This window comes from Faecalibacterium gallinarum (assembly GCF_022180365.1).
Lineage (GTDB): Bacteria > Bacillota > Clostridia > Oscillospirales > Ruminococcaceae > Faecalibacterium > Faecalibacterium gallinarum.
Window position 1 is genome coordinate 202,855 of sequence record NZ_BQKV01000098.1, and the last position, 20,437, is coordinate 223,291.

The following is a 20,437-nucleotide window of genomic DNA, read 5'->3' on the forward strand; positions in this document are numbered from 1 at the left end:
CGCTGGCAGCGCCGCAGCCAGCAGCACTGCGGCCAGCGAAGCAGCCCAGACCACAGCAGAAGGCCCCTATCTCCAGTACGATATCTGCGGAAAACTGTCCATGTCCGAATTTGAGGCTTCGGCGGCTGTGGCAGAGCCCATCGAGAAGTTCGACGCTGAGGAGAACTATGACGTGGTTGTGATCGGCGCAGGCGCCAGCGGCATGCCCGCCGCCATTGCCGCATACGAGGGCGGCGCTTCGGTCTGCGTTTTGCAGAAGGAGTCCACCGCCACCAGCCAGGGTTGGGTGTCCTTCATTCTGGACGCAGAGCGCACCAACGAGGCAGGCAAGATCGGCCTGCTGTATGACCTGAGAAAATGGTGAAACTACCGCTCCAACTCCGAGCTGAACCTGGCCTGGGCCAACAACTGCTCTGAGGCCATGGACTGGTTTGTGAAGAAGCTGACCGAGAGCGGCATGGTGGAAGGCCAGGACTTCAACATCTTCAGCGAGGGCGAGTACCATTACGAGGGCGGCGGCGAGGCCTACGGCAAGCTGTGCATGTGCACCGGCTCTTACACCGCAGCCATCAACTCCCTGGGCGAGTACTTCAAAGAAAAGTTCACCATCTATTTCAAGACCCCGGCGGTCCAGCTGATTAAGGAGAACGACAAGGTGGTGGGCGTCTACGCCAAGAAGGAAGACGGCACCATCCTCAAGGTGACCGCCAACAAGGGCGTTGTCCTGGCCACCGGCGACTACCAGAACAACGACGCCATGGTCCAGAAGTATCTGCCCGATGCTGCCATCTTCGATAAGAAGCAGTTTGGCAGAACCGGCGACGGCCACCTGATGGGCCTGATGGCGGGTGCAAAGATGCAGAACATCGGCCACACCAAAATGATCCATACCAAGAACTGGGGCGGCTGCTGCACCCTGATGAAGAGCCTACCCTTCATGGCGGTCAACAAGAACGGCGTGCGCTTCACCTCCGAGGACATCCCCTACGACCTGCGCAACAACTTCGTCAAGAACCAGCCGGGCCTCTGCTGGCTGTCCATCTTTGACGCAAACTATCAGGAGCAGTACGCGGCTATGGGTTACTCCGGCCGGGATATCAGCACCCCCGATCAGATCGCCGAGAGCGACGGTGCATTTGTGGCCGATACCCTGGAGGATCTGGCCGAGCAGATGGGCATCGACGCAGCGGCTCTGGTGGCTACCGTGGAGCGCTACAACGAGATGTGCGAGCAGGGCTTTGACCTGGAGTTCGGCAAGCCCGCCAAGTACATGGCCCCATCAAGCAGGCCCCCTTCTATGGTCTGCACTATGAGTACGCGGTGTCTGCCATTACTTCCGGCCTGGAAGTGGATAAGGACGCCCGCGTTCTGGACGAGAACGGCCAGCCCATCGAGGGATTCTATGCCGTGGGCAACTGCTCCGGACCCTTCTATGGCTCGGTGGATTATCCTCTGGATATTCCCGGCCTGTCCATTTCCCGGGCCATTACCCTGGGTTATGTGGTGGGCAAGACCCTGGCCCAGCAGTAATTCCCCGGTAAACCGCCGGTACAGTGTGTGCCGGTCGGACATCCGCCTCCTTCTATAAAACACTGCCCCCGGTATCCCTTGTGGATGCCGGGGGCAGTGTTTTTATGGGATTATTCAGAGGGCAGAGAGACGATCAGCCGCCGCAATTCCTCCAGATACTTTTCGGCAGCGCGGGAGAATACCTGGTGCTTTTTCCAGACCAGATAGATGTTGGCCTCTACCCGGGGCTCCAGCGGCCGGAAGCAAAGCCCCGTGGGGCTGGATACATTCACCAGACCCGCCAGAGAGAAGGCGCAGCCCATCCCGTCTTCTACCATCAAAGAGCCGTTGAAAATCAGGTTGTAGGTGCCGACGATGTTCAGCTCCTCGGTGTTTTTGCCGAACCAATCCAGGAAGAACGGCCGCTTGAGAGTTTGACGGGAGACAATCAAGGGCTGCCCGGCCAGATCCTCCGGGCTGACCGCATCCTTTTGGGCGAGAGGGCTATCCCGCCGCAGGAGAACCCCCCAGACATCCTGGTGGGGGAGACGCAGGGCGCTGTATTTTTTCTGATCCACAGGGTCAAATAAAAGACCGAAATCCAGCAGCCCCTTGTCCAGCCGCTCACAAACATCCACCCCGTCTCCGCTGAAAATATGAAAATGTACATCGGGATATTTTTTCCGCAGGATGCAGGCTGCCTGGGTCAAAAAGTGAGCGCCTATGGTTTCGCCGGCGCCGACGTAAACGTCTCCTGCCACCACGCTGTCCGGCTGGGCCAGCTCCACCTCTGTTTTTTGAACCAGGTCGAGAATTTCCTCCGCTCTTCTGCGGAGCAAAAGCCCTTCAGGGGTCAGGGAGATGCTGTGGCTGTTCCGTTCAAAAAGGGGATGACCCAGCTCCTCTTCCAGATCCCGAATCTGTCGCGAAAGAGTGGGCTGGGTGATATGCAGCAGCCGGGCCGCGCTGGTGATGTTGCCCTGCTGCGCAACTGTGAGAAAATAGCGCAGTACACGCAGTTCCATAAGGCGCCTCCTTGGGAATGATGGCTCGTTTCCCTTATTATAGAAGAAAACAACCATGCCTGCAAGGCATTTCATGAAATATAACCCAGGCATTTGCCATCTGGAGAAATTGGGTTTACACTAAAAACAGACTTTTTGTTATATGACAGACGAAAGGAGGGCACTATGCTCAAGATTCAAATTGGTCCGGTGGCGTTGCAGGCCTCTCTGGCTCAAACTGCGGCCGCCCGGGCGCTGGAGGCGATGCTGGCCTCTGGCCCGGTACAAGTTCTGGTGGAAAACTACGGCGGGTTTGAAAAGGTGGGGCAGCTGCCCCAGAGACTGCCCCAGACAGACGACTGGCTCACCGCCCAGCCGGGGGATATCCTGCTGTTTCAGGGGGATTCGATTGTCCTGTCCTATGGTTCCAATGCCTGGGACTATACCCGGCTGGGCCGAATCGAAGACCCTGCCGGGGCCCGTCTGGCGGAGGTTCTGCGGGGCCCGGAGCGGGAAATCACTCTTTCTCTGTGCTGAGCGAAAAAGCAAATCATTTGATACAGATTTAGAGGAGGTTTTGGAACGATGGAAAAGATAGTGCAGACCGCAGGCCGGGCTTCTCTGGGGGAATTTGCCCCGGAGTTCGCCCACTACAACGACGATGTTCTGTTTGGAGAAAACTGGAATAACCAGGACATTGACCACAAAACCCGGTGTATCATCACGGTGGTGGCCCTGATGTCCTCCGGCGTGACCGATTCCTCTCTGAAATATCATCTGGAAAACGCCAAAAAGGCCGGGGTGACCCGGGCGGAGATCTCCGCTGTGATCACCCATGTGGCCTTCTATGTGGGCTGGCCCAAGGGCTGGGCGGTGTTCAATATGGCCAAGGAAGTTTGGGCGGACGGGTCCGAAGCAGAGGACGCCAAGGCCCGCCATGCCGCCGAGATGGTTTTCCCCATCGGCGCGCCCAACGATGGATTTGCCCAGTATTTCATTGGCCAGAGTTACCTGGCGCCCGTGTCCACCAGCCAGGTGGGGGTCTTTAATGTGACCTTCGAGCCGGGCTGCCGGAACAACTGGCACATTCACCACGCCGCCCAGGGCGGCGGTCAGATGCTTCTCTGCCTGGCCGGCCGCGGTTATTACCAGGAGTGGGGCAAGCCGGCTGTGGAACTTCATCCCGGCGACTGCGTCAATATTCCGGCTGGGGTCAAGCACTGGCACGGCGCCGCGCCGGACAGCTGGTTCAGTCACCTGGCCATTGAGGTGCCCGGGGAGCAGACCTCCAATGAGTGGCTGGAGGCCGTGGACGACGCTCAGTATGGGGTTCTGAAATAATCACAGCGGAACAAAAGACCCGCCCACGCAAACCATCTGGTTTGCGTGGGCGGGTCTTATTTTTCAGTGATGTAAGGGAGATCGGAGAATCAGTTGTTTTTCACCGCGATCAACAGACGGACCTTCTGGCCGGCGGCACAGCCAAAATTGTCGTACCAGCCGATCAGGGTGTATTCCTCGGTGTTCACCTGGGAAAGGGTGGTGGGGAAATACTGCCCGCTGTACCAGAGATAGACCTGCATATCATCGGCGGTTTCATAGCGGGTGTCGCCGCTCATCACATAAGCGGGGCCCAGATGATCGATGATCGTGGGCATCAGCTGGATCATATTTTTGACGCCGCCGGAAGTGGATTTGCTGACGGCCACACCGCCCGCCACCACCGGGTATTTAACGCTGGTCTGGTAGCTGACCTGCTTGCCGTCCACATAACAGACGTAGGTTGCGCCGCTGCCGAAAAAGCTCAGAATATCGCTGATAGGCCCGGTGGTGCTGCTGGCGCCCAGGTTGAGCAGCCAGCTGGCCAGCTGGCTGGTGCTGCTGGTTATTTTGCTCCAGAGGGTGCTGGTGATGCTGCCATCGATGATGCCGTACAGGATATCGCTGGTGCTGGGCAGGAGGGTGGAGACAAGGGTGCTCACCGAGCTGCCTGCGCTGGAACCGGTGGAGCCTCCGCCGGTGGAGGTGCCAAGGGCGGACTGAATGGCGGAGTCAATCTGATCGCCCACAACGGTGGTCAGGTTTTTGACATCGTCCAGGGTGGCGTACTCCCACAGGTCGCCGGTCACATCGTCCAGGATCAGCCGGTCAATCTCGCCGTTTTCGTTCAGGGTATAATACCGGATATCCGATTCAGAGAGAGTTACCCCCGATAGGCGGCTGGGACGAATCGTCCCAGCCACACCCTCCGACGTTGTATCCAGAATTTCGATGTCGTTTGCGAAGGAATAGCTGCCCAGGGAAGTGCCGTCGGCGGAAATCGTTCCCGCGATGGATTTGGGATCCAGGGCCTGGATGTGCTCGCCCTCGGCGTCTACCGTAATCTCCACCAGCCAGCCGGCGGGGTAGTTGAGCTGTTTGTCTACATTGACGGTCCGGGTCACGCCATCGGTGCAGAGAACGGAAACAGCCTGCCGCACGTCGGCGCCGTTGCTCTCTACCAGATTGCGGGTAGAGGTTTGCACAACACCATAAAAGGCGGCGTCTGCCTGCTGGCCGGTCAGAACCTGAACCACTTCGTTGTTCATGCCCAGAAGCAGGGTGACCACCTGGCCTACACCGCCGCCGGAAAGGGAGGAGAGGGTGTACGCTGCCGAGGCGTCAGCGATGGTGTACTCGGTGCCGGCGACCGTCACCGAGGTGGGGGCGCTGGCGCTGGGAGCGACGGCAGTCACACGGCCGGCCGCCCGACGGGTGTAGATCCAGACGGTGCGGGTGCTCTCGCTGTAATAATAGACATCGTACTGGTTGAGCGCAAGCGAGGTTGTGATCTCATCGTTCCGGTAGATGGCCACCGGCTCGAAAGGCAGGGTAGTGGAGGCCCCAGCCACAAAGGGGCCTTTCAGGTTGCTGAGCAGAACCGAGGAGGTGTCCACCTTGCCGTTGTTGACGGTAAAGCCCAGAGTGGTGGCGTAGACCTGGCCGTCTTTGGTGTTGGCCGTCAGGGCGTTGTAGAGCAGCACAGCGCCATCCTCCAGGGTCAGGGCTTCGCCCTGGCTCCGGCTCAGGCCGGCACGCAGGCCTAGGGCCTCGGCCTTATTCAGCTGTGCCGCCGGGAAAGAACCGCTCAGGGTGGTGATGTCATAGCCCAACAGGCAGAGGGCCGCGGTGCAGGCCTCTTCCAGAGTGACGGTGTTGTCCGGACGGAAGCTGCCGTCGGTATAGCCGCTCATCCAGCCGTTTTGCACAGCAATCCGGATGTAGGGCGCCCAGGCCGAACTGCTGTCCACGTCAGTAAACAGGGTGCCGATGCTGCTCTGGCTGCCGGTGCTGGTACGGTAAGCGGAAAAAGCCGTCAGCAGCCGGGCCAGCTGCCCCCGGGTGAGGGGAGCCGAGAGATCTGCGGTCTGCTCGGTGGTCAAGCCGCCCAGAGAGACGGCCGTTTGGATGGCGGTGTTGTTGCCGGCAGCTGTGGCCGGCACCGCAAGGGCGGTGATGGCCAGACATACAGCCAGAAAAAATGCGAGAAACCGTTTTTTCATAGGGGTTATATCCTCTCTTTCCTTAATCATACCGCAGCGCCTCGATGGGGTTGAGCCGGGCGGCGCGCTTGGCGGGCAGATAACCGAACAGAATGCCGATGCCCACAGAGATACTGAACGCCACCAGGATGGAGCTCAGGGACGGCTGGACCGAGAGGTTCATGTCCGGGATCGCCATGGGGAGGAATACGTTCAGCACCGTGGAGATCAGATAGCCGATCCCGATGCCGAGGGTGCCGCCCAGGGCCGAGGTGGTGGCCGCTTCAACAACGAACATCAGAAGGATCACCCGCTCTTTGGCGCCCAGCGCCTTGCGGATGCCGATTTCCCGGGTGCGCTCGGTGACCGAGACCATCATAATGTTCATGATGCCGATGCCGCCCACCAGCAGGGAGATGCCGGCGATGGTGGTCAGAACGGTAATCACCATGTTGATGGTCTGGGTCATGGTTTCCAGCAGCTCGCTCATGCTGGTAATAAAGTATCCGTTGTCAGAGTTAAAGATTTTATACAGCCCCTGCTCGAAAACTTTCTTGGCCTGCGTGGCTTTGCTCTCGTCGGCGAGAACTGCAATATAGGAACTTGCCGTGTTTTGTTTTGAGAGCCGCAGGGCGGTGGTGTAGGGGACGTAAACATAGTCGTCTTCGCTGCCTTCCTGGGAACTGGGATCGGTCACCTTGGCTTTCAGAACGCCTACAATGGTAAACCGGTCGGCACCAATTTTAATGGTTTGCCCCACCGCGTTGCCGCCATAGGCCACCCGGTTGAGGTAATCGCCGATCACGCAGACTTTTTTGTTTTCCATTAGGTCTACATACAGCAGCCCCCGGCCCTCAGCCACGGTATAGTTGTCGATGGAGAGGTAATCCTCGCTCACTCCATTCACCGAGGTCCGGCTGTAGGTATCCGATCCTACCTTGACCGAGCCGGTGATGGAGACCATGGGGGAGATTGCCGAGAAGTACTCAGGGTTATTCTCTGCAATGGCCACCACGTCCTCCACTGCGGCTGTCCGCTGGCCGTGGCCCATGATGGTAATGGTGATCAGATTGGTGCCGATGGAAGAAAAACTGTCCTTCATGGCAGTGGTCATTCCGTTGCCCAAACCCACAATCACAATCACGGCCATCTCGCCGATGATGATACCCAACATGGTCAGAAAGGTGCGGAATTTATTGCTCCAGACGTTTTGCAGCGCCTGGCGGAAGGTATCATAGATCATGAGCGTACCTCCCGTCCCGGCTGGCTGAGCTGGGCCCCCGGCTGCACCACAGCATCCGGTGCATGGGCATCCCCGTCGTAGACCACCCGGCCATCTTCCAGCCGGATGATCCGCTCGGCCTGTACGGCAATGGAATTATCGTGAGTGATTAGGACAACAGTGTGCCCCTGCTGGTGCAGGTCCTGCAAAAGCCCCAGAACCTCCCGGCTGGTGTGGGAGTCCAAAGCGCCGGTGGGCTCGTCTGCCAGCAATACTGCCGGGTCGTGAACCAGTGCCCGAGCGATGGACACCCGCTGCTGCTGGCCGCCTGAGAGCTGGTTGGGCTTGTTGTAGAGTTTGCTGCCCAGCCCCACCTGTTCCAGGGCGGCTTTGGCCCGAGCGCGGCGCTCGCTGCGGGGGACGTTGGCGTATACCAGCGGAACTTCTACATTTTCCAGCAGGGTGAGCCGGGGCAGCAGGTTGTATTGCTGGAAGATAAAGCCCAGCTGGTTGTTCCGTACCTCGGCCAGCTGTTCCGATTTCATCCGGCCCACATCCTGGCCGTTCAGACGGTATCGGCCAGCGGTGGGGACATCCAGACAGCCGATGATGTTCATGCAGGTGGATTTGCCCGACCCGGACTGCCCCACGATGGCCACAAACTCGCCCTTATTGATCTTCATGGAGATGTGGTCGGCTGCCTTTACGGTGGTGTCGCCCATCTGATAATACTTGCAGACCGAGTCAAACTCAATCAGAGGTCTCATCAGAAGTCACCTCCCGGACCGCCGGGGCCGATTGCCATCGCAAAGGATTCACCGTCCCGGGTTGCTGTGGCAGCGGAAGCGCTGTAAGCGATGGTGTCGGTTTCTTCAAGACCGCTGGTAATCTCGATATAGTCATTGTCACTGACGCCGGTTTCTACCTTGACATAGACATAACCCTCCGGGGCGACCATATCGGCAACGGCGTTGGCTGCGCTGGGGGAGTCCTTTGTCACCAGAACATAGCTGCCCCGGACCAGTGCTGCGTTGGGAATGGAGAGGGCGTTCTCGGCATTGGCCACGGTGATATCTGCGGTGGCATTCATGCCGGGCATCAGCTCACCGGTGTCGTCGATCCGAACTGTGACAGGGTAGGTGGTGGTGCCGCCGGTGGTGCTGCCGGTGACCAGGACACTGGTCACAACGCCGGAGAAGGTTTTGCCCGAGACGGCGTCCACCGTAATCACGGCGTTCTGACCTTCGGATACCGAGAGGATATCCAGCTCGTCGATGTTCAGGGTCATCTCCAGATAGCTCAAGTCGTAGATGGTGCACAGGGCGTTGTCAGTACTGCTTCCGGTGGTGATCTTCTCACCGGCTTTGACGTTCTTTTTCACGATGATGCCGCTGATGGGGGCGGTAATGGTATAGTTGTCCAGCTGCTGCTGGGTCTTTTCCATAGAGAGCTGGGCGCTGCGCAGGTTGTTGGAGGCAGACTGAATCTGCTTGGTCAGCGCGCTGTCCGACAGCTGAACCAGGGCGTCATTGGCGCGGACGGAACTGCCCGGGGTGACGCAGAGGGCGGCCACAGTGCCGCCGGCAGAGGCGGTGATTTTCTGTTCCCGCTGGTAGCTGAAGTGTGCCGAGGAGAGGGAGCCTACCCCGTTGATGGTGGCGGCCGCGGCCTGGGCGGTGGTCAGACTGCCGGGGTTGGTCACCGCAATGGTGACGGTGCGGGCCATAATACTGCCGGAGCTGCTGAGCTGGTCGGCGCCCGAGATGGATTCCACCACACCCTGCACCGTCTCAAACGTGCCGCTCAGGGTGACGATGGCGTTCTGGCCCACGGCAAAGGAGGCGGCATCCACGGCCGGGAACTCCAGAGTCAGCAGCATAACGCTGTCATCCCGCAGGACGGCCAACTCCTGACCGGCCTGGACCGTATCTCCCACCCGCACCGAGAAGGAAACCAGAGTGCCTGCCGAAGGGGCGCGGACATATTGGGCGTCCACCGCCTCGTCGTAGCTGCGCTGGGCCTGCTCCAGAGAGATCTGGGCGGTCTCGAGCTCGTTGGAGGCATCGGAACTGTCGAGGACATAGAGCACTTCGCCCTGTTCAACATAATCGCCCACTTCAAAATCGGCGCTCAGGACGGTGCCCTGCACCAGAGAGGTGACGTTGTAGCTGTCTGCGGCAGTGATGGTGCCGGAGTTGCTCAGGGTGTTGGTGATGTTTCGCCGCTCGGGGCTGGTTTCAATATAATCCAGCGCCGTGGTGGCTGCGGGCTTGGCCCGGAGTTTGGGGACCAGAATTGCCGCGCCAACCGCGAGCACACAGGCTCCGGCGGCGAGGCGCTTCCAGTTCTTTTTACAAAAGGATAACAACGAGGGGCGGCTGGTGCGGGCATCTGAGGCCGCGATTTCAATCTGGACCTCCTGCTCGCTCCGCTCTTCCGGCTTTTTCTTGCGCAGCATTCTAATACAAACCTCCTGATTATTCTGGCGCGGCGGCAGGATCTGCCGCCGGATAAACGGGCCGTTTGCGCCGCAAGGCGCGCACGACCCGATGATAAAACTATACCACGGTCCCACCTTAAAACAAGTCGAACACCGAATTTTTCATCCTTATTTAATCAGCTTTTCACCAATTTCTGTATTTTCATACAAATCTATCACAAATTAAGAAGTCGTTTGGGGCTTTGGCCCGGCGGGCCGGGGCCTGCGTTGCGGGTTTTTCTTGCAGCGGGATCCATTCAAACCTCCATTCCTTGATGAGGACTCTGGCACTATACCATAGAATACGAATAAAGGTCCGTCAGTCCTGCATGCTCCAAGGCTTGTTTCTACGGTCGCGGGCCGGCTCGGTGGACGGGGGACTACTCTGACTTTACCACTTCCACTAAGGGGAAGGTCAAGAAAAATTTGCAAAATTCCATACCATCGGCAGCCGGCGGCCTGTTGAGGGGCTCTCCGAGAAACGAGTCCTCTCGGATCTCTGCTGGTCTGTTTTGAAAAGCACCGGGATAATGAGATAGAGCAGCTTTTGGTAAAAGGCCCCGGAGGGTTGACGCCGCTGGGGAAATATGATATTCTATCCATGGTTAGCGGCCGCTAATTGCGGCTGCTGTTATTTTATGAGCGATGTTAGCTATAACTAACATTCGGCCTTTACAGCCTCAATCTCAGGGTGTGCGGCCGGCGGAAAAGGGAGAACAGGATATGATGATCAATAAAAAGCTGATCGGGATGGTCGGCGAGAGCAGGCGGTATATTGCCGCCAATGTGGCGTTCCAGTGGTGCGCCCTGGGGGCAAACCTTGTTTTGATTGGCAGCATCTGCCGTTTGCTGGAGCGGCTTTACCGGGGGACTGTTCTGGCAGAAGATTTGACTCTGACAGCAGGCGTGGTGCTGGGGGCGGTGGCAGTTCGGTTCGGCTGTGCCATCGGCGCGGCCCGAATGAGTTATTTATCCAGCAGGGCCGTCAAGCGGGTTCTGCGGGAGAAAATCTACCAGAAACTCCTGCGGCTGGGTGCGGGCTATAAACAGCATGTCCAGACCAGCGAGGTTGTTCAGGTGGCGGTGGAAGGGGTGGACCAGCTGGAAACCTACTTTGGAGCGTATCTGCCCCAGTTCTTTTATGCAATGCTGGCCCCCCTGACCCTTTTTGCGGCCCTCAGTTTTGTCAACCTGCCCTCGGCGTTGCTGCTGCTGGTCTGCGTGCCGCTGATTCCGGCCGCCATTGCGGCGGTCCAAACCTGGGCGAAAAAACTGCTGAGCAAATATTGGAACCAGTATACAGCCCTGGGGGATACCTTCCTGGAAAATTTGCAGGGCCTGACCACCTTAAAGGTTTACCAGGCGGATGCCTTTAAAAACGAGGAAATGAACCGGGAATCGGAGAAATTCCGCCGGATCACCATGAAGGTGCTGACCATGCAGCTCAATTCCATTACCATCATGGACCTGATTGCCTACGGCGGCGCTGCGGCCGGGATGATTCTGGCGGTGAGCCAGTTCCGCGCGGGGCGGGTGGGGCTGGGAGGCTGCCTGGCAATTTTGCTGCTGGCGGCGGATTTCTTTCTCCCCATGCGGCTGCTGGGCAGTTTTTTCCACATTGCCATGAATGGTATGGCCGCCTCCGATAAGATTTTCCGGCTGCTGGAATTGTCTGAGCCGGATCGGGAAGGTAAACCGATGCCCGCAGATTGCACCATCCGGTGCAGCGGGCTTCACTTCGGCTATGAACCGGGGCGGGAAATCCTTCGGGGGGTGGACCTGCTCTGCCCGGCGGGCAGCTTCACGGCACTGGTAGGGGAGAGCGGCTGCGGCAAATCCACCCTGGCCTCCCTGCTCATGGGTCGGAGCCGGGGCTATACCGGCCAGATTACGGTAGGCGGTTTGTCTCTTGATAAAATCGCGGAGGCCAGCCTGCTGCAAAACTTCACTTATGTCAGCCACCAGAGCTATCTGTTCCAGGGCACCGTCCGAGAGAATCTGCGGATGGGCTGCCCCGATGCAGACGACAGCGCCCTCTGGGCGGTTTTGGAACGTGTCCGGCTGGCGGATTTCCTCCGCAGTGAACAGGGGCTGGATACCCTGCTGACCGAAAAAGCTTCCAACCTTTCGGGTGGTCAGTGCCAGCGGCTGGCGCTGGCACGGGCCCTGCTCCACGACAGCCCGGTGTATCTCTTTGATGAGGCTACCTCCAACATCGATGTGGAGAGCGAGAATGTCATCATGGCCGAGATTCGGGCCCTGGCCCGGACTAAAACGGTGCTGCTGATTTCCCACCGGCTGGCCAACGTGGCGGATGCAGACCAGATTTATGTGTTGGCGGGGGGCCGGGTGGCCGAACACGGCAGCCATCCGGAACTGCTGGCCCGGGGCGGCGCCTATGCCCGGCTCTGGAACGCCCAGCAGGCCCTGGAAAATTACCGGAAGGAGGCCGCTGTATGAAGAAAGAACAGAGAAGCGGTTTTATTGTAATGGCCCGGCTCATTGGGCTTGTCCGTCCCTTGGGAGGGTATATGACCCTGGCGGTTTTGCTGGGTCTTCTGGGCCATCTGTGCGCGGCCTTTATCACGATTTTGGGCGGCTATGCGGTGTTGTCGGTTCTGGGCTTTGCACTGCGGATGCCTTTATGGGCGCTGTTTGCCTGTGCGGCGATTTTTGCGGTTCTGCGTGGGGTTTTGCGCTATGGGGAGCAGGCCTGCAACCATTTTATCGCCTTTAAACTTCTGGCTCTGATCCGGGATAAGGTGTTCCGGGCCCTGCGGCGGCTCTGCCCCGCCAAGCTGGAAGGCCGGGGCAAAGGAGATTTGATCTCGGTCATTACCTCCGATATTGAGCTTTTGGAGGTCTTTTACGCTCACACCATCTCTCCTGCGCTGATCGCTGCACTGTTTTCGGTGATAATGTGTCTGTTCATCGGCCAGTATCATGGGCTTCTGGGGCTGCTGGCTCTGGCGGCGTATCTGACAGTGGGGGTGGCGGTGCCGGTGCTGACCTCCCGTTTCAGCGGAGCGGACGGGCTGCATCTGCGGACCAAAACCGGAGCCCTGAGCAGCTTTGTGTTGGACAGCCTGCGGGGTTTGCCCGAAACCCAGCAGTACGGCCAGGGCTCGGCCCGGCTGGCTGAAATGAACCGCCGCACCGACGAGCTGGCCGCCGATGAAGCGCGTTTGAAGCGGACCGCCGGGCGGAACAGTGCGGCCACCGGCGCGCTGCTGCTCCTCTTTGATCTGGCCATGCTGCTGGCGTCGGCGGCCCTCTATGGTCGGCAGGCTGTGGGATTTGACGGAGTGCTGATCCCCACCCTGGCCCTGATGAGTTCTTTCGGCCCGGTGGTGGCTCTGGCCAACCTGGGCAGTACCCTTCAGAACACCTTTGCTGCCGGGAACCGGGTGCTGGATATCCTGGAGGAAACTCCGGTGGTGGAGGATGTCACCGGTCAGAGCGAGACCGGGTTTGCCGGGGCTGCGGCTGAGGGGGTAGGCTTTTCCTACGGCGACGGGCCGATTTTGCAGGGAGTAAGCCTCACCGTGCCCCAAAACGAGATCGTTGGGATTGTGGGCCGGAGCGGCAGCGGAAAATCCACCCTGCTGAAACTGTTCATGCGGTTCTGGCAGACCCAGTCCGGCCGGATTACCCTGTCGGGCCGGGACGTGGACCAGATCAATACCGCCAACCTCCGGGCGCTGGAAGGTTTTGTGGCCCAGGAAACCCACCTGTTCCACGACAGCATCCGCAACAACCTGCGGATTGCCAAGCGGGACGCCACCGATGAGGAAATTGCCGCGGCCTGTAAAAAGGCTTCCATCCATGACTTTATTCTCAGCCTGCCTCAGGGATATGACACCCCGGTGGGCGAGCTGGGGGATACCCTCTCGGGAGGTGAGCGGCAGCGGCTGGGTCTGGCCCGGGCGTTTTTGCACGACGCGCCCCTGATCTTGCTGGATGAGCCCACCAGCAACCTGGACAGCCTGAATGAAGCGGTGATCCTGCGCTCCCTGCGGGAAGAGGGCCGGGGCAAAACGGTGGTGCTGGTGTCTCACCGGGAGTCTACCATGCGGGTGGCCGATCGGATCTACTCGGTGGAAAACGGGAGGGTGAGCTGATGGACCTGCAATCCAAGCGGGAGAGGGAAAAGGCGATGGTCTCCGAGATGATCGCCCTCTATTGCGAAAAGAAGCATGGGGGCAAAGGTCTCTGCCCTGCGTGTGCCGCCCTGGACGCCTATGCCCGGATGCGGAGCGACAAGTGCCCCTTTATGGAGACCAAGACCTTCTGCTCCAACTGCAAAGTCCACTGCTATCAGCCCGAAATGCGGGCCAGGATTCGGGAAGTGATGCGGTTTGCCGGCCCCCGGATGCTGTTCCGCCACCCGGGGGCGGTGCTCCGCCACATGATCGAAACCAAACGGGAAAAAAGACGACTGGAGAGGGAACCATGAAGCTGAAAAAGTTTTTTTACATCGCGGTGGGCTGCCTCAGCCTGGGCCTAGGGGCCCTGGGGGCGGTTCTGCCCCTGCTGCCGGCCTTCCCCTTTTTGCTGCTGGCGGCCTGCTGCTTTGGCAAAAGTTCCCAGCGGCTTCACCGCTGGTTTACCGGCACCCGGCTTTATAAAGAAAACCTGGAAAGCTATGTCCAGGGCAAGGGGATGACCAAAAAAGCCAAGATCCGGATTATGGTCACAGTCACAGCCCTGATGAGCGTTGGCTTTGTCCTGATGCATCAGGTGCCGGTGGGCCAGATCGTCCTGGGCGGCGTCTGGGCGTTCCACATTCTCTATTTCATTTTTGGCGTCAAAACACTGCCGGTTCGGCAGGAAGAGTGAACTTTCCGCCACAGGCGTTTATAAAGAAAAGGGCCGTTCCCTCTGCATAGAGCGCAGGGGAGAACGGCCTGTTTTTCGTCTTATGGGTGTTCGGCAGGGCGGGCGCCTGCCGCTTCTTCAAACAGAATCTTTGAACTGCTTTCGGTGATCCGGCTGATGGCGGAAATGATGGTTCGCTCATCGTAGGCGCGGCTCTCCCGCATGGCGTAGTACCCCCCAAAGATGGCATAACTCAGGTAGATGTTGAAGAAAGGATCGTCCTGGTATTGGGGGTAGGCCTGAAAGATCAGCTCCCGCAGGGCGGCGTTCAGCTGAACAATCAGATGGCCGCTTTGACTGCCCGAAAACAACGTGCCGGTGATGGATGCCTGGGAGCGGAAGGCGGCGAAAAGCTCCTCGGTGAATACCTTGGGCTGCTCCACCACATAGTTGGGATGGGGGAGATTCTCCACAATCTGGCGGATCACGTCGCTTTCCAGTTGGTTGGAGAGATCAAACACATCGGTGAAATGGGTGTAAAAGGTGGATTTGTTGATCTCCGCTTTTTCGCACAGCTCCTTAACGGTGATTTTTTCCAATGGCTTTCGGGCACGCAGCTCCAGAAAAGCATTGATGATGCTGCGCCGCGTTTTTTTAATCCGCGGATCCATGGCCAAGCCCTCCTTCGACAATTTTAGAAAAGAGTTGTTTTTCCGACGAGTGACGAAAAATGCCGGTGTACAAATAAAAGAACTGTTTTTATACTTGCATTATAGTCTGAAAACCAACTGATGTCCAGAAAAAGAGGGAAATATAGATGGATTTTTACGGGTTTTATACCGGCCAGGAGTTTGAAGCCTACAAATATTTGGGCGCGCACCCGGAGATGGACGGCCAAACAGTGTTCCGCACCTTTGCGCCGGAAGCAGAGCGGATCGCTCTGATCGGTGATTTCAACGACTGGCAGGAACAGGAGATGGAGCGGGTCTACGACGGCAACTTCTGGGAGTGCCGGGTGGAGGGCGCCCAGCCTGGGATGCGGTATAAATACCGGATCACCGGCAAAGGGGGCAAAACCCTGGACCATTGCGACCCCTATGGCTTCGGCAGCGAAAAACGCCCCGCTACCGCCTCGGTCCTCTGCCCGCTGGAAAATTACTGCTTCGGGGATGACAAGTGGATACGCAGCCGGGGTGATACCCTGGGCCGGCCCATGAACATCTACGAGGTTCATTTTGGTTCTTGGGTGCGGCGGTCCGATGAGCCGGACGACTGGTACAGCTACGCCGAAATGGCCGAACAGCTGATCCCGTATTTGAAGGAGAACGGTTACAACTATCTGGAATTGATGCCTCTGGCGGAGCACCCCTGCGATGAATCCTGGGGCTACCAGAGCACCGGGTTTTTCAGCCCTACCGCCCGGTATGGTTCGCCGGACGAACTGCGTTATTTTATCGACCAGTGCCACCAAAACCAGATCGGCGTGATTATGGATTTTGTGCCGGTCCATTTTGCGGTGGATGATTACGCCCTCTGGAACTACGACGGGACGGCTCTCTACGAATACCCCAATACGGCCGTGGGCCGCAGCGAGTGGGGCAGCTGCAACTTTATGCATTCCCGGGGGGAGGTGCGCAGCTTTTTGCAGTCGGCGGCCCTCTATTGGCTGCGGGAGTTCCACATCGACGGGCTGCGGATGGATGCCGTCAGCAACCTGATCTACTGGCAGGGCGACCCCGCCCGGGGGGAGAACAAAGGGGCTATCCAGTTTTTGCAGACCATGAACAGCGGCCTCAAGCATCTGGAACCCCATGCGATTCTGATTGCAGAGGACTCCACCACTTTCCCGGGGGTGACCAGGGCGGCCAACGAGGGGGGACTGGGGTTTGACTACAAGTGGGATTTGGGATGGATGCACGATACCCTCTCCTATTTCCAGAGCTCGCCGGAAACCCGGCCGGGGCTGGCCCACCAGCTGACCTTCTCCATGCACTACTTCCCCAACGAGCGGTATCTGCTGCCCCTCTCCCACGATGAGGTGGTCCACGGCAAGGCCACCATCCTCCAGAAGATGCACGGCGACTATGAGGAAAAGTTCCCCCAGGTTCGTGCCCTTTACCTGTATATGATGGCCCACCCGGGCAAAAAGCTGAACTTTATGGGCAACGAGATCGGCCAGTTCCGGGAGTGGGACGAGAGCCGCCAGCAGGACTGGAACCTGCTGGAATACCCCATCCACGACGCGCTCTTCCATTTTATGCGGGAGCTGAACCACCTCTATCTGCGCTGCCCGGCTCTCTGGCAGGCGGATTATCAGCCCGAGGGTTTTGCCTGGCTGGACTGTGGGCAGGAGGAGCAATGTTATTTTGCCTTTGAGCGCCGGTGCGAAAAACAGCGGCTGGTATTCCTCTTTAATTTCTCCAATCAGGCTCTGGAGGACTGCCCGGTGCAGGTGGAACACTGCCGGGCCCTCTGGCCCCTGCTCTATACCGACTGGGAGCCCTTCAACGGCAGCGAACCGGAGGACCTGGACCCGGTTCTGCTGGATGAGGAGGGGAGGGTGGAGCTCACCCTGGCCCCTTATTCGGGGCTCTGTTTCGCGGTGGAGGAAGATTAAATCATTTAAAATCGCATAAACAAACCCGCCCCCGGCTGAAAAGGCCGGGGGCTTTCTGTTGTTTTGGGATGGATTCTCACAGTGTGCCATAGGCAGTGCGGGCGGCATGGATGAACTTTCGGACTTTGTCGGAGGGGTCGCCGGAATGCCAGGCAATGCCATATTCGATATCACTTTCCGTTTCAAAGGGGATCAGGCGAATTTTATCAGAGGCCGGGCAGACGAAGTTGGGCATGACGGCGATCCCCAGCCCGCCCTCGATCATGGGGACGGTGTAAAGGGAGGAACCGCTGAAATTCAGGGTGACGTTCCGGCACTCCCGGAGCAGCTGGGCCTGGATGGCGTCCATTTCGGGCGGGCAGTGGACAGCATCCAGAAGGATCAGCACCTCGCCTTCCAGATCCCGGGAAGAGAGAGTGGGATATTCTGCCAGCCGGTGGCCCACCGGTACCACGCAGCAAAAGTGCCCGTGGAATAAGGAGGCATAAGACAGACCCACCGTGTCGGAAACACAGATCCGCGACATAAAAGCGGCGTCCAGCTGGCCGCTGGCCAGCAGCTCCCGCCGTTCCGTATGGGTTACCTCAGTGTTGCTGATAAAGACCTCGGGGCAGGCCTGCCGGTAGAGGGCATAGATTTGGGGCAGGCGGTAGATCTGGATGCTGCTTTCACAGCCGATGTGGAGGGTGGGCCCGGAGACTGCGGCCTGCTTTGCCCGCTGCCGGGCAAATTCCACCCGGTCCAGGATGTCCACCGCATCACTGTAAAAGTTGCGCCCGGCGTCGGTCAGGACGATATGCCGCTGGACCCGCTGAAACAGGGGAACGCCCAGCTCTGCTTCCAGCAGCTGAACCTGGCGGGTGACGGCGGGCTGGGAGATATACAGCTGCTCGGCGGCCCGACGGAAGTTGAGGTTTTTGGCGACGGCGGTAAAACACCGCAGCTGTTGTAACGTCACGGAAACTCCCTCCAGTTGATAACTTTTCTTGATCAATAATAGCCTATTTGTATTATATTTTCAAGGGAAAATTTGTTATATTGTTGTCAAATAGAGCGGACGGCGTTTTGGAGACGCTGCCCGGGATTTTCAAACCAGGAAGAAAAGGAGAGCAAACTATGAGCAAGATTGATCGCCGCAGCTTTTTGAAAAAGGCAGTCGCGGGCGCCCTGGGGACTGGCGCCGCGGTGGCGCTGGCCGGGTGCAGCAATGCCGGCAGCACTTCCACCGGGGCGTCCAGCACTGCGGAGGCCATTTATACGCCGGGCACCTATACTGCTTCCGCCAAGGGGTATGACAGCGAGGTGACGGTCACCGTGACCTTTGACGAGACCCGCATCACCAATGTGGTAGTGGATTCCAGCGGAGAGACCGCAAATGTCGGCGCAGCAGCGGCCGACAAACTGGCGGAGCAGGTTCTCAGCGCCCAGAGCAGCGCCATCGACGGCGTGACCGGCGCCACCAACACCAGCAAAGCCGTGAAGGCCGCAGTGGCCGACTGTATTTCTCAGGCCAGCGGCGGCGCCATCGTTGAAGGGGGCGACGTCAGCGTTCAGGAGGAAATCACGGTGGGCGGCAACACCGACTGGCTGGGCCAGGCGCCGGAGATTGCCGAGTCGGAAATTGCCCAGACCCTCCAGACTGAAATTCTTGTGGTGGGTGCAGGCAATGCGGGCCTGATGACCGCCGCCCACGCCGCCGCTCTGGGCGCAGAAGTTCTGGTGATTGAAAAGGGCATCAGCAGCATGAACGAGCGCCACTGGCTGGGCGCGGTCGGGACCAAAGCCGCCAAAGAGGCCGGGGTGGAAGTGGACAAAAACAAACTGGTGGCCGAGCTGTGCCGTTATGCCAGCCATCGCTGCGATGAGCGGCTGATCCGGCTGTGGGCGGACAACAGCGGCGAGGCCATCGACTGGTACGCCGAGCAGGTCCAGAAGTATCACCCCGACGTTAAGCTGCACATGGAATGGGATGTGGGTGAGGGCGGCCACGATACCTACTATGTCCCCGCCACCATGCACAACTTCCAGGACGACATCCCCGAGCACGATTACAGCGAGGCCACCAGTTCCTATGGCTTGTCCAGCCTGACCCAGCTGCTTACGGACAACAACGGCCAGGTGATGTATGAGACGACCCTGGTGAAACTGGAATACGACGGCGCCCGGGTCACCGGCGCCATCGCCAAGGCAGCAGACGGCAGCTATCTCCGGATCGAGGCCAGCAAGGGCGTGGCTCTGTGCTGCGGCGGTTATGCCTATAATAAACAGATGCTGGCAACTCTCAACCCCGACGCCTATATCAGCACCGTGGAGGCAGACGCATCCAGCCTGAACACCGGCGACGGAATCAAAGCCGCTATGTGGATCGGTGCCGACAAAGACCCGGACCCCACCGCCATGCTCTTTGACCGCGGCGTGATCGCCCCGGACCAGCTCTCGGACGGCAACTGGGACAAGAGCGGCTACTTCCATCTGGGCAGCCAGCCCTGGCTGAAAGTGAACCTGAACGGCGAACGGTTCTGCAACGAGAGTGTGCCCTACGATTTTATCCTGCATGCAGCCTATATGGAGCCCCACCACCTCTATAACACCATCTACGACAGCAGCTGGGCGGAGCAGATCGAGCAGTTCCAGCAGATTGGCTGTGCCCGGATCATCCCCAGCAAGAGCGGCGGCAAGCTGCAAATTTTCAGCCTGGAGGCTGAGCAGGGGCTGCTGGCAGGGATGGAGGCCGCAGGTTTTATTCAGTCGTCGGATACTCTGGAAGGGCTGGCCGAAAAGCTGAATCTGCCGGTGGATGCCTTTGTGGCCACGGTGCAGCGGTACAATGAGCTGTGCGCCAAGGGGGTGGACGAGGACTTCGGCAAGGAGAGCAGCCGAATGCTGCCCCTGCAGAACCCGCCCTACTATGGCTGCCGCCAGGGCGCAAGCCTGCTGTGCACCCTGGACGGTCTGCGGATCAATACCCGGATGCAGGTTCTGAACACGGTGGGCGAGCCCATTGAGGGCCTGTACGCTGCGGGCGATTGCAGCGGCGGCTTCTTTGCCCATAACTATCCCGAGTACATTGTGGGCGTGGCCGTGGGCCGCACCCTGACCGAAGGCTATCTGCTGGGCGGCTACCTGGCCCAGGCCTGAATTTCTGGAATAGAAAACCATAGATAAAAAGAATGTGACCCGGAGCCGGCATAAGGCGTTCGGGTCACATTTTTCTGTTGTGTTTGACGGGGCAGTGTGATAAAATAAATACAATTTATTAAAGATGTA

At 58.8% G+C, this 20,437-nt stretch carries 15 protein-coding genes and 1 pseudogene; 9 read left to right on the forward strand and 7 right to left on the reverse strand.

The window, feature by feature from the left end:
* Positions 1-100 precede the first annotated feature (100 nt).
* Positions 101-1,588: pseudogene (locus tag JCM17207_RS11555) on the forward strand (FAD-dependent oxidoreductase).
* Between the two features lie 52 nt (positions 1,589-1,640).
* Here JCM17207_RS11555 and JCM17207_RS11560 read toward each other — a convergent pair.
* Positions 1,641-2,534, reverse strand: a complete 894-nt coding sequence (locus JCM17207_RS11560; protein WP_238317780.1) for a LysR family transcriptional regulator — start codon at positions 2,532-2,534, stop codon at positions 1,641-1,643.
* Between the two features lie 165 nt (positions 2,535-2,699).
* On the opposite strand from JCM17207_RS11560, the gene JCM17207_RS11565 reads away from it, so the two are divergent.
* Together JCM17207_RS11565 and JCM17207_RS11570 are read left to right on the forward strand one after the other, a co-directional pair.
* Positions 2,700-3,050 carry a cyclophilin-like fold protein gene (locus JCM17207_RS11565; RefSeq protein ID WP_238317781.1) on the forward strand — a complete coding sequence of 117 codons (351 nt, stop codon included), beginning with the start codon at positions 2,700-2,702 and terminating at the stop codon, positions 3,048-3,050.
* A gap of 48 nt (positions 3,051-3,098) precedes the next feature.
* On the forward strand, positions 3,099-3,854 hold the full coding sequence (locus tag JCM17207_RS11570) for a carboxymuconolactone decarboxylase family protein (RefSeq protein WP_238317782.1): 756 nt from the start codon (positions 3,099-3,101) through the stop codon (positions 3,852-3,854).
* An 89-nt stretch (positions 3,855-3,943) separates the two neighbouring features.
* Here JCM17207_RS11570 and JCM17207_RS11575 read toward each other — a convergent pair whose 3' ends face one another.
* Genes JCM17207_RS11575 through JCM17207_RS11590 form a run of 4 tightly spaced genes read right to left on the reverse strand, consistent with a single transcriptional unit; the run spans position 3,944 to position 9,714 of the window.
* Positions 3,944-6,055 carry an S-layer homology domain-containing protein gene (locus JCM17207_RS11575; RefSeq protein ID WP_238317783.1) on the reverse strand — a complete coding sequence of 704 codons (2,112 nt, stop codon included), beginning with the start codon at positions 6,053-6,055 and terminating at the stop codon, positions 3,944-3,946.
* 22 nt (positions 6,056-6,077) lie between these two features.
* A complete protein-coding gene (locus JCM17207_RS11580; RefSeq protein WP_238317784.1) occupies positions 6,078-7,277 on the reverse strand; it encodes an ABC transporter permease in 1,200 nt (399 codons plus the stop codon).
* Positions 7,274-8,023 (reverse strand): ABC transporter ATP-binding protein, encoded by a 750-nt coding sequence (locus JCM17207_RS11585; protein ID WP_238317785.1) that lies wholly within the window; start codon positions 8,021-8,023, stop codon positions 7,274-7,276. The genes JCM17207_RS11580 and JCM17207_RS11585 overlap by 4 nt, the downstream gene beginning before the upstream one ends.
* Complete coding sequence (locus JCM17207_RS11590) at positions 8,023-9,714, reverse strand: RND family efflux transporter (protein ID WP_238317786.1); 1,692 nt, start codon at positions 9,712-9,714, stop codon at positions 8,023-8,025. Before JCM17207_RS11590 ends, JCM17207_RS11585 begins: the two co-directional genes overlap by 1 nt.
* 747 nt (positions 9,715-10,461) lie before the next feature.
* Between JCM17207_RS11590 and JCM17207_RS11595 the strand changes: the two genes are divergently transcribed.
* From JCM17207_RS11595 to JCM17207_RS11610, 4 genes are read left to right on the forward strand one after another with little or no spacing between them, the layout of a single operon-like run.
* Entirely contained in the window at positions 10,462-12,195 is a 1,734-nt protein-coding gene (locus JCM17207_RS11595) for an ABC transporter ATP-binding protein/permease (protein ID WP_373871965.1), read from the forward strand.
* Positions 12,192-13,856 (forward strand): thiol reductant ABC exporter subunit CydC, encoded by a 1,665-nt coding sequence (gene cydC, locus JCM17207_RS11600; protein WP_238317788.1) that lies wholly within the window; start codon positions 12,192-12,194, stop codon positions 13,854-13,856. The genes JCM17207_RS11595 and cydC overlap by 4 nt, the downstream gene beginning before the upstream one ends.
* Positions 13,856-14,191 (forward strand): nitrous oxide-stimulated promoter family protein, encoded by a 336-nt coding sequence (locus JCM17207_RS11605; RefSeq protein WP_238317789.1) that lies wholly within the window; start codon positions 13,856-13,858, stop codon positions 14,189-14,191. The genes cydC and JCM17207_RS11605 overlap by 1 nt, the downstream gene beginning before the upstream one ends.
* On the forward strand, positions 14,188-14,574 hold the full coding sequence (locus tag JCM17207_RS11610; RefSeq protein ID WP_238317790.1) for a YbaN family protein: 387 nt from the start codon (positions 14,188-14,190) through the stop codon (positions 14,572-14,574). Before JCM17207_RS11605 ends, JCM17207_RS11610 begins: the two co-directional genes overlap by 4 nt.
* Positions 14,575-14,654: 80 nt before the next feature.
* Here JCM17207_RS11610 and JCM17207_RS11615 read toward each other — a convergent pair whose 3' ends face one another.
* Positions 14,655-15,224 (reverse strand): TetR/AcrR family transcriptional regulator, encoded by a 570-nt coding sequence (locus JCM17207_RS11615; protein WP_238317791.1) that lies wholly within the window; start codon positions 15,222-15,224, stop codon positions 14,655-14,657.
* Positions 15,225-15,370: 146 nt separating this feature from the next.
* Here JCM17207_RS11615 and glgB point away from each other — a divergent pair, with 146 nt between their 5' ends.
* Positions 15,371-17,170, forward strand: coding sequence for a 1,4-alpha-glucan branching protein GlgB (gene glgB, locus JCM17207_RS11620; protein WP_238317792.1), 1,800 nt, complete (start codon positions 15,371-15,373; stop codon positions 17,168-17,170).
* A gap of 76 nt (positions 17,171-17,246) precedes the next feature.
* On the opposite strand, the gene JCM17207_RS11625 is transcribed toward glgB, so the two are convergent.
* On the reverse strand, positions 17,247-18,128 hold the full coding sequence (locus JCM17207_RS11625; protein ID WP_238317793.1) for a LysR family transcriptional regulator: 882 nt from the start codon (positions 18,126-18,128) through the stop codon (positions 17,247-17,249).
* Between the two features lie 158 nt (positions 18,129-18,286).
* On the opposite strand from JCM17207_RS11625, the gene JCM17207_RS11630 reads away from it, so the two are divergent.
* Positions 18,287-20,308, forward strand: coding sequence for an FAD-dependent oxidoreductase (locus JCM17207_RS11630; RefSeq protein WP_238317794.1), 2,022 nt, complete (start codon positions 18,287-18,289; stop codon positions 20,306-20,308).
* Positions 20,309-20,437: the final 129 nt, after the last annotated feature.

Coding starts and splice junctions, on each gene's coding strand:
- JCM17207_RS11560 (WP_238317780.1), bottom strand. CDS start 2,534: ATGGAACTGCGTGTACTGCGCTATTTTCTCACAGTTGCGCAGCAGGGC.
- JCM17207_RS11565 (WP_238317781.1), top strand. CDS start 2,700: ATGCTCAAGATTCAAATTGGTCCGGTGGCGTTGCAGGCCTCTCTGGCT.
- JCM17207_RS11570 (WP_238317782.1), top strand. CDS start 3,099: ATGGAAAAGATAGTGCAGACCGCAGGCCGGGCTTCTCTGGGGGAATTT.
- JCM17207_RS11575 (WP_238317783.1), bottom strand. CDS start 6,055: ATGAAAAAACGGTTTCTCGCATTTTTTCTGGCTGTATGTCTGGCCATC.
- JCM17207_RS11580 (WP_238317784.1), bottom strand. CDS start 7,277: ATGATCTATGATACCTTCCGCCAGGCGCTGCAAAACGTCTGGAGCAAT.
- JCM17207_RS11585 (WP_238317785.1), bottom strand. CDS start 8,023: ATGAGACCTCTGATTGAGTTTGACTCGGTCTGCAAGTATTATCAGATG.
- JCM17207_RS11590 (WP_238317786.1), bottom strand. CDS start 9,714: ATGCTGCGCAAGAAAAAGCCGGAAGAGCGGAGCGAGCAGGAGGTCCAG.
- JCM17207_RS11595 (WP_373871965.1), top strand. CDS start 10,462: ATGATCAATAAAAAGCTGATCGGGATGGTCGGCGAGAGCAGGCGGTAT.
- cydC (WP_238317788.1), top strand. CDS start 12,192: ATGAAGAAAGAACAGAGAAGCGGTTTTATTGTAATGGCCCGGCTCATT.
- JCM17207_RS11605 (WP_238317789.1), top strand. CDS start 13,856: ATGGACCTGCAATCCAAGCGGGAGAGGGAAAAGGCGATGGTCTCCGAG.
- JCM17207_RS11610 (WP_238317790.1), top strand. CDS start 14,188: ATGAAGCTGAAAAAGTTTTTTTACATCGCGGTGGGCTGCCTCAGCCTG.
- JCM17207_RS11615 (WP_238317791.1), bottom strand. CDS start 15,224: ATGGATCCGCGGATTAAAAAAACGCGGCGCAGCATCATCAATGCTTTT.
- glgB (WP_238317792.1), top strand. CDS start 15,371: ATGGATTTTTACGGGTTTTATACCGGCCAGGAGTTTGAAGCCTACAAA.
- JCM17207_RS11630 (WP_238317794.1), top strand. CDS start 18,287: ATGAGCAAGATTGATCGCCGCAGCTTTTTGAAAAAGGCAGTCGCGGGC.